Here is an 8,080-nt window from a genome sequence, read left to right as displayed (position 1 = left end):
GAGCTTGTTGACCGACGTCTCAGGGTTCTGCTTCCACCCTTGCACGATCATCCCACTCACACTTCTTTCGGACGTCCGGGAGACAACCCTTCCTCATGCCTCCCCCCTTGACTTGGGACATAAGAGGGATGAGGGGAGGGAGGCGAGCGTTGGCTACCAGCTCTTCTTGAAGCCGGCCGTCACGCTCTTGTTGATCGCGCCCTGCGAAGTCTCGCCGACCGAGCCGGAGACGGTGACGTTGTCGAACAGCTTCTGCTCGGCGCCGACCTTGCGCAGCCATTTGTCGTCGGTGGTCGACAGCGTCTGGCCGGCGGTGATGCTGGTGCCGGTGTCGGTGATTGTCACCTTGGCGGTCTGGTCGGTCTCGTAATTGCGCGTGATGTGCCCGCCGATGCCGGGGACGGCGGTGGTGCCCTGCTGGTTGACACTGTAGCCGTTCTGCAGCGTCAGCGACGTGTCGCCTGACAGCGGCATCGACTTGGTCAGCGAGGCCCCGATCTTGCTCTGCTCGGAGCCGGGATCGACGCGGGCTTCCACCGCGGTCTTGTCCCAGATCTGGCCCGCGCCCGGCGCGGTCGCGGCTGCCCAGGCGCTGCCGGAGGATTGCGGCAGGTTGCCGCCATTGGCGGCCTTCTGCGCCAGCAGCTCGGACATCGTCCGCGGCTCGTTCGCCACCGTCATATCGGCGCCGATCCGCGTGTCCCAGAACTCGAACACCGATTGCTTCACGGTCACGGCCGAGGAGCCATTGGTGTTAGCGTTCGACGACCAGTTCAGCCCGCTCTTGGCCGCGGCTTGAGCGCGCTTCTTGGCGGCGATGATGTCGTTGAGCGTGCCGGCGTCGATGGCGAGCTGGCTCCAGTCGAGCTTGTCGACGTCGATGCCCTTCATCACGTCGGGATCGTTGACGTTAGGGGCCTCCGCTGTCTCGGCCTCGGCCTCCTCGTCGGGCGCGGCCGGGCCGGGAGAGAAGGGCGGAATGATCTGCGCCGAGACCGTCAGCACCGAGCCCAAGATGAACGCGGCCGCCAGCACCGGCAGCCTGGTCCAGCCAAAACCTGTCGAGAATTCCATCGTCCTGCCCGCGAGCCCTGCGCATTCTGGCCGATAATATATACCGGCCATCGGTGATGACCATGCGCCATTCCGCCTTCAGAATGCTGATCTATCGTTGCGAAATTGTGGCGGCTCGCCTTTGCAGGCTGGCCTTGAGACGCTCTTTGGGACGTGAACCAACGGGCCGCGCGAAAGGCGCGCGCCCGATGACGGCTTTGCCTGCGACGGCATCCGGCGGGGCTGGAGGCCAGGACGTCGCGGCAGCCTTGTCACCGGTCCCGAAAGCGGGACCCGTTGGCGTCCCCCTCAGCCGACGCTGGTCATCTTCGGTAGATGAATGGCGCGGCCGAGTGCCTGCTCGACCAGATCAAAGGTGTCGATCAGCACGCGCATGCTGATCAGCTTGCCGGCCCTGAACTGGGCGAACTGTGCCACCCGCAGCGAGATCGGCTTGTTGGAATCCAGCGCTGTCAGCGAATAGCGCAGCATCGAGGCGGCGGAATCCACGCCCAGCATGATGCTCTCGCGGTCGAAGCGGCGGACCTGAAAATTGTCGGCGAGCTGATGGATGACGTCGAGCACGGCGTCTTTGCCCTGGCGCGCGCCGAGGAACGGAAACATGTCGATCGGGCCGTAGAGCGCCCACTCGACGTCCTCGTCGATCAGGGTCTCGATGTCCTCGAAATGCCGGTCGTTGATCGCGCGGTGCAATGCGCGCGAGAAACGCCAGAGGCTGTGCTCTGTCATTTTGGGCAGTCCTGACGCTGGCTTTACGGAGAAAACGGAAAACAACCCCATGCACTGCAATGTGCCCCGGGGCCGCTCAACTCATTCGTATACAAATAAAATAGGATGTTTCGGCCAAAACGCAATTCACGTTTTTGCAATGCACAATTGATGGCTCTTTGTGAGATTTACAATAGAACCCCGTAATCCTACCGGTCTCTATTGCCTGCGGGTTCCCGCTCGATTGCAATCGCGTCGTCCCGCAGCGCCAGCAGGCCGAACGTCACTGCGCCGCCGATCCCGCCGATCACAGCCCCCAGCGGCATGAAGGTGAAGAACACCAGCATGCCGCTATAGCCCTCGAAGCTCGTGGTGTGCGCGATCTCGACAAAGGCGAGCCCGGCCCCGACGCCGAGCGCCGCTCCGCCGAGCGCACCCAAAAACAGCCCCAACAATGCAAGCAACACGACCTTCATCAGCAACCCCCAGCCGGCGTGCACAACGCTCTGGGGGATGGGTCTGGCCGGCCGGGAGGGAGGTTCAAAATGCGACGCTAAACCCCATCCACCCTTGCACCCGTGATCAACGGCCCGATCTCGCGCTCCAGCACCTGCTGCACCAGATCGTAGGAATCGATGATTTCGCGAATCTGCGCCACCAGTCCGCCGCGGAAGGTGTAGAACACCGCCATGTCGAACTGCACGAGGCGCTCGTTGCTGCGCTTCTTGAAATAAGTGTGCATGTAGGTCGCGACCTCGTCGCCGTCGGCGAGGATGTGCGGCGCCTTGTAGCGGATCTCCGAATAGCGCGACCAGATCGTCTGCCAGAGCCCGCGCAATTCGGCCTTGCCGTGGCGCGGCACCATATGCGGCAGCACGTCGATCGGCGCGTGGGTGAGGAAGTCGACGTCGTCGGTGCAGCACGACAGCGCGGTCTCGAGATCGCCGCGCGCAAAGCTGTCGAGCAGATGCAGCACGCGCTGCCTGTTCAGCGATTCAACCGTCATGCTGCTCCCGCCCTCATAGGCCGTGGATTGCAAACGCTATCGTGCGGCTTGACGGTTCATCAATCCGCAAAAACACAGGGCTCATTGCAGCTTGAGACGCGCGAGCACAACGCCTGGTTCATGGGGGTGCAATTGCGGGTTGCGCGCATATTCGTGTGCACGAATTCGTGCGGCATTTCGCGTCTCGCGATGACGCCGCACGCATATTGCCAGACGCGTCTTGCCGTGCTGCGCGCAAGGGAACCCGGACCTGTCGGCGTTCGTTGATGCCAGGACATTGCATCGGATATCGCATCCGGAGACATCGACCCATGAAATCCAAGCTTCTTGCCGTCACCGCCGCGCTTCTCATGCTCGGCGCCGGCTCCGCCGCCAACGCCAAGGGCTGCATCAAGGGCGCCGTCGTCGGTGGCGTCGCCGGCCACTATGCCGGTCATCACGGCGTGTTGGGCGCTGCCGCCGGCTGCCTCTACGGCCGTCATCACGCCAAGGAGCAGGAGAAGCAGCAGCAACAGCAGGGCCAGGTGAATGGGCAGGGGAAGCTTTAGCTTCCCGTGCCATCGGGGCCTGCTCCCTCGCCCCGCTTGCGGGGAGAGGGTTGGGGTGAGGGGGAGTCTCCCCGGGGACGGTGACAGTTACACTCGCGGAGAGTCCCCCTCACCCGGATTGCATCTTCGATGCAATCCGACCTCTCCCCGCAAGCGGGGCGAGCTGACCAGTTACCGCGTGACCCTCCTCACATCGCGCCTCTGTCGCCCCGGCTAACGTCATGTCCATGTCATCTGGAGACATGTCATGGCCGCCATCGCCGCCGCGAGAAAGTCCCGCCTGCACAATGTGCTCGAAGGCCTTGCGCTGACCGCGATCCTGCAGAGCTTCCCGACCTTCGCGGCCGCCGCCTTCCTGCTCAAGCTCGTCGGCAACCACGACCTCGTCGGCGACCCCGGCGTCGCCATCTTCGTCGCCATCGCCTCCCTGATGCACGCGCTGCTCGCGGTGACCTTGGGCCCGGGCTTCCCCGCCTTCTTCAAGACCGTCTACGAACCGAAATTCTTCGAGGCCCATCTCTCGCTCGCCGACAAGATCACGACCTGGCGCACCCAGCCGGTCGCTTCGCTCCAGCTCATGACCATCGTGCTGCTGCTGTCGGTGATGGCCGTGGTGACAGCGAGCGTGGGGTGAGGGCGCCATGCCCTTTATCGCCGCGTCGAAAGCCGGTGCGCTCAACTGGCTCGAAGGCTTTGCCCTCACCACGATCCTTCAAGGTTTTCCGATCTTCGCCGCGGCGTCACTGATGGTGAAGTTGCTGGGAGATCACCGCGGCAGCAGCCCCGTGCTCACCATCGCGCTGGCGTCGATCTTCTACAGCATCTTGGTCGTCGCGGTCGGCTCGGCCTTCGACGCGAGCCTGTTCTTCTCCGAAAAGATTGGCTGCTGGCGTGTCAAGCCCGCGACCTCGCTGCAGCTCACGGCGTCGGTGCTGCCGCTCTCGCTGCTGGCGACGATTGCGGGGCGAGCGCCGAGATTTCTCCGCGCGTCATTCGGGGGTGCCGCAAAGCGGCGAGCTATGATGCGCAATTGCGCATCTGAGAATCCGCCACCACGTCACGCGCGGATGTGCCGCCCCTACCTCTTCTTCCACCCACCCCGTCGTCCCGGCGCTCCGCCCGTCGACTTCGGCGCGGGCCCGAACTCCGGGCCCGACTGCCGCGAATCCGTCGGCTGGATGATCCGGCTGGTGCTGCCGAACGGCTTGGACGGCAGGCTCGGGTTCTCGCGATAGGGCAGGGACTCCGGGCCGTGCATCTCGTCGAGATGCGGCTTGTGGACCTTGGAGCCGCTGCCGCCGCCGCTGGCTTTCAGCGCGGAGCTCACGGTCTTTTTCTTCATCGCGCTGACGGGCAGGTTCGCGGCGTCGCCGTACTTCTTCGCGCCGGCATAGGCTCCGGCCTTGCCGGCGACGGCGCGCTGCTTCGCGGTGGGGTCGTCGACGACGGCGAGCTCGGTGGCGCGCAGGCGCTTGACCTCGTCGCGCAGGCGGGCGGCTTCCTCGAAGTTCAGGTCGGCGGCGGCCTCGCGCATCCGTGTCTCCAGATCGGCGAGCACGGCTTCGAAATTGTGGCCGATCGAGATGACGTCGTCGGTCATGTCGTGACCGCCGACCTCGACCAGCACGTGGTCGCGCTCGTAGACGGAGTTGAGGATGTCGCCGATCTGTTTTTTCACGCTCTCCGGCGTGATGCCGTTGGCGGTATTGTACTCGACCTGCTTTTCGCGACGCCGGTTGGTCTCGGCGATGGCGCGCTCCATCGAGCCGGTCATGCTGTCGGCATAAAGGATCACCTTGCCGTCGACGTTGCGCGCGGCGCGGCCGATGGTCTGGATCAGCGAGGTCTCGCTGCGCAGGAAACCTTCCTTGTCGGCATCGAGAATCGCGACCAGCGCGCATTCGGGGATGTCGAGGCCTTCGCGGAGCAGGTTGATGCCGACCAGCGCATCGAAGGCGCCCAGACGAAGATCGCGGATGATCTCGATGCGCTCGATGGTGTCGATGTCGCTGTGCATGTAGCGGACGCGAATGCCCTGCTCATGCAGATATTCGGTGAGGTCCTCCGCCATGCGTTTTGTGAGTACCGTGATCAGCGAGCGATAGCCGGCCTGCGCGGTGGCGCGGACTTCGCCGACGAGATCGTCGACCTGGGTGCGGGCGGGGCGGATGTCGACCGGAGGATCAATCAGTCCCGTCGGGCGAATGACCTGCTCGACGAACACGCCGCCGCTCTCGTTCAGCTCCCAGCCGCCGGGTGTCGCCGACACCGCAACCGTCTGCGGCCGCATCATGTCCCATTCCTCGAAGCGGAGCGGGCGGTTGTCCATGCACGAGGGCAGGCGGAAGCCGTATTCGGCCAGCGTCGCCTTGCGGCGGAAGTCGCCGCGGAACATGCCGCCGATCTGCGGCACCGTGACGTGGCTTTCGTCGGCGAACACCAGCGCGTTGTCGGGCACGTATTCGAACAGCGTCGGCGGCGGCTCGCCGGGCAGGCGCCCGGTGAGATAGCGCGAGTAGTTCTCGATGCCGGCGCAGCTTCCCGTCGCTTCCATCATCTCGAGATCGAAGGTGGTGCGCTGCTCCAGCCGCTGTGCTTCCAGCAGGCGGCCCTGGTTGTTCAACTGGTCGAGCCGCATCTTCAGCTCGGACTTGATCGATTTGATCGCCTGCACCAGCGTCGGGCGCGGCGTCACATAGTGCGAGTTGGCGTACATCTTGATGAATTCGAGCTCGTCCTGCTTGTGGCCGGTGAGCGGATCGAACTCCTCGATATTCTCGATGGTGTCGCCGAACAGATTCACGCGCCAGGCGCGGTCTTCATAGTGCGCCGGGAAGATGTCGATGACGTCGCCGCGCACGCGGAAGGTGCCGCGGGTAAAATCGGCCTGGGTGCGCTTGTACTGGAGCGCGACGAGGTCGGCGATGAGCTGGCGCTGGTCGATGCGCTCGCCCTTCTTCAGCGCGAAGGTCATCGCGGTATAGGTCTCGACCGAGCCGATACCGTAGATGCAGGACACCGACGCGACGATGATGACGTCGTCGCGTTCGAGCAGCGCGCGCGTCGCCGAATGGCGCATGCGGTCGATCTGCTCGTTGATGGAGGAGTCCTTCTCGATATAGGTGTCGGTGCGCGGGACGTAGGCTTCCGGCTGATAGTAGTCGTAATACGAGACGAAGTACTCGACCGCATTGTCGGGGAAGAAGTTCTTGAACTCGCCATAGAGCTGGGCGGCGAGCGTCTTGTTCGGCGCCAGGATGATGGCGGGGCGCTGCGTCGCCTCGATCACCTTGGCCATGGTGTAGGTTTTGCCGGAGCCGGTGACGCCGAGCAGCACCTGGGAGCGGTCGTTGCGCTGGATGCCCTCGACCAGCTCGGCGATCGCGGTCGGCTGGTCGCCGCGCGGCTCGTAGGACGATTTGATTTCGAAGCGCACGCCGCCTTCGGACTTTTCCGGCCGCGGCGGTCGATGCGGGGTCCACACTTTGGTGGAGCCGTCATCCTTGCGGAACTCCGGCCGGCCCTCGCGGATCAGCGATTCCAGCGCGTCCGCGGTGGCCTTGACGCCGAGCGCCTCCATCTTGGAGCGCGGCGGCCGCGCCAGCGCTTCGGCGTCGTCCTCCTCGGTGGGAAGGCCGAGTTGCCGGGCCAGTTCCGGATCGAGCGTCGGGATCGTGGCCGCGGTGCCGTAATTGGCCTGCGGCGCCTCGTCGAAACCTTCGGTGGACGCGCGAGCCCCCGCCGGCTGCGCGTTGGGCCGCAGCGGCATCGGCTTCGTGGCGTCCTGCGGAAACTCCTTCGGCGTCGACGCGCGGGCGCGATGGGCGGCCGCCTCGCCACCGGCGCGGCGGTCCCGCGAATTGTCCGGCGGCGGCTGCAGGCCCGTGCCCGATCCCAGCCCGGCATCGCCGCGATTGATCGCGGGATTGAGCAATTCGGCCAGCGCCGGCCCGATCGGCTGCACATCGGGCCGATGTGCCTTCGAATTCGGGGCCTTGGTTTTGGGGGATTTTGGGGGAGCAGGTTTCTTCGCCATGCCCCGAATATGGGACGAGTCCGCCGCTCGGAAAAGGGCGAATGCCCGTCCGTGCTCAGGCTGCTGACAGCAGGTTGGCAGCAGGGGCGGTTACGCCGCCACCCCGATCTTTTGCGCGATCAGTTTTGGTGCGTCCCGTGAGCCTTACGCCGCCGGCAGCGGCCCCTCGTCATCCCCGGTCGTCACTTGCGGGTTGAGGATGTCGAGATGGATGCCGCCGCAATCGGTGCAGCGCATGGTCCAGTACTCGCACCCGGCGCGGCCGCCGATCACACGGAGCACCGTGAGATCGCCGCCGCATTCGGGGCAATTCGATAACACCGACTGTGCGTACGATCTGGCGAGCGGCTGGGTCTCTTCGATCTCGAAATGCGACATCAACGGTTCCTCTGCTACGCCGCACTATGATGAGTGGCTCGCCTATTCGTCGTCGGCCCGCCGGCGGAAGCGATCGATGTGATGCTTGGCATCGCGGATCGCCGCGTCGCGGTCGGGCCAGGCGAAACCGACTTCCATGGCCGGAAACAGCACGCCGTCGATGGCAACCGGGCTGAAATCGGCACGGCGAATACGGGCGTGCCAGAGGCCTTTGCCGGCCTCGAAGGATTCGATGTCAAAGCCGTCGTAGATGGTCGTCATGTGTGTAGTCCCCAGAGAGTCTTGTTCGAGTGTGTTGCTCGAGCGCCTTGTTGGAGGGTCAAGGGACCA

At 64.7% G+C, this 8,080-nt stretch carries 9 protein-coding genes; 2 read left to right on the top strand and 7 right to left on the bottom strand.

Translation table 11 applies throughout. From position 1 onward, the window contains the following. Positions 1-153 precede the first annotated feature (153 nt). From RAD16_RS29380 to RAD16_RS29365, 4 genes are all read right to left on the bottom strand, one after another. Positions 154-1,074, bottom strand: a complete 921-nt coding sequence (locus RAD16_RS29380; RefSeq protein WP_458161316.1) for a hypothetical protein — start codon at positions 1,072-1,074, stop codon at positions 154-156. 288 nt (positions 1,075-1,362) lie between these two features. After that, positions 1,363-1,803: a nuclear transport factor 2 family protein gene (locus RAD16_RS29375; RefSeq protein ID WP_458161315.1), complete on the bottom strand. Its 441-nt coding sequence runs from the start codon at positions 1,801-1,803 to the stop codon at positions 1,363-1,365. Positions 1,804-1,991: 188 nt separating this feature from the next. After that, positions 1,992-2,258: a hypothetical protein gene (locus RAD16_RS29370; protein WP_458161314.1), complete on the bottom strand. Its 267-nt coding sequence runs from the start codon at positions 2,256-2,258 to the stop codon at positions 1,992-1,994. Between the two features lie 77 nt (positions 2,259-2,335). Beyond that, positions 2,336-2,788: a nuclear transport factor 2 family protein gene (locus RAD16_RS29365; RefSeq protein WP_458161313.1), complete on the bottom strand. Its 453-nt coding sequence runs from the start codon at positions 2,786-2,788 to the stop codon at positions 2,336-2,338. A 311-nt stretch (positions 2,789-3,099) separates the two neighbouring features. Here RAD16_RS29365 and RAD16_RS29360 point away from each other — a divergent pair, with 311 nt between their 5' ends. Further along, complete coding sequence (locus tag RAD16_RS29360; RefSeq protein WP_458161312.1) at positions 3,100-3,336, top strand: hypothetical protein; 237 nt, start codon at positions 3,100-3,102, stop codon at positions 3,334-3,336. 247 nt (positions 3,337-3,583) lie between these two features. Then, complete coding sequence (locus tag RAD16_RS29355; protein ID WP_458161311.1) at positions 3,584-3,970, top strand: hypothetical protein; 387 nt, start codon at positions 3,584-3,586, stop codon at positions 3,968-3,970. 444 nt (positions 3,971-4,414) lie between these two features. Here the strand turns inward: RAD16_RS29355 and uvrB are convergent, their stop codons facing one another. The 3 genes from uvrB to RAD16_RS29340 all read right to left on the bottom strand — a co-directional run bounded on the left by uvrB (position 4,415) and on the right by RAD16_RS29340 (position 8,011). Further along, a complete protein-coding gene (gene uvrB, locus RAD16_RS29350) occupies positions 4,415-7,372 on the bottom strand; it encodes an excinuclease ABC subunit UvrB (RefSeq protein WP_458161310.1) in 2,958 nt (985 codons plus the stop codon). 144 nt (positions 7,373-7,516) lie between these two features. Beyond that, positions 7,517-7,750 (bottom strand): hypothetical protein, encoded by a 234-nt coding sequence (locus RAD16_RS29345; RefSeq protein ID WP_458161309.1) that lies wholly within the window; start codon positions 7,748-7,750, stop codon positions 7,517-7,519. 42 nt (positions 7,751-7,792) lie between these two features. Next, entirely contained in the window at positions 7,793-8,011 is a 219-nt protein-coding gene (locus RAD16_RS29340) for a hypothetical protein (protein WP_458161308.1), read from the bottom strand. Between the last annotated feature and the right edge of the window lie 69 nt (positions 8,012-8,080).

The sequence above is a fragment of the Bradyrhizobium sp. 18BD genome, from assembly GCF_054185225.1.
Note: the sequence above shows the minus strand (reverse complement) of the source record. Positions and strands in the feature narration are given on the sequence as shown.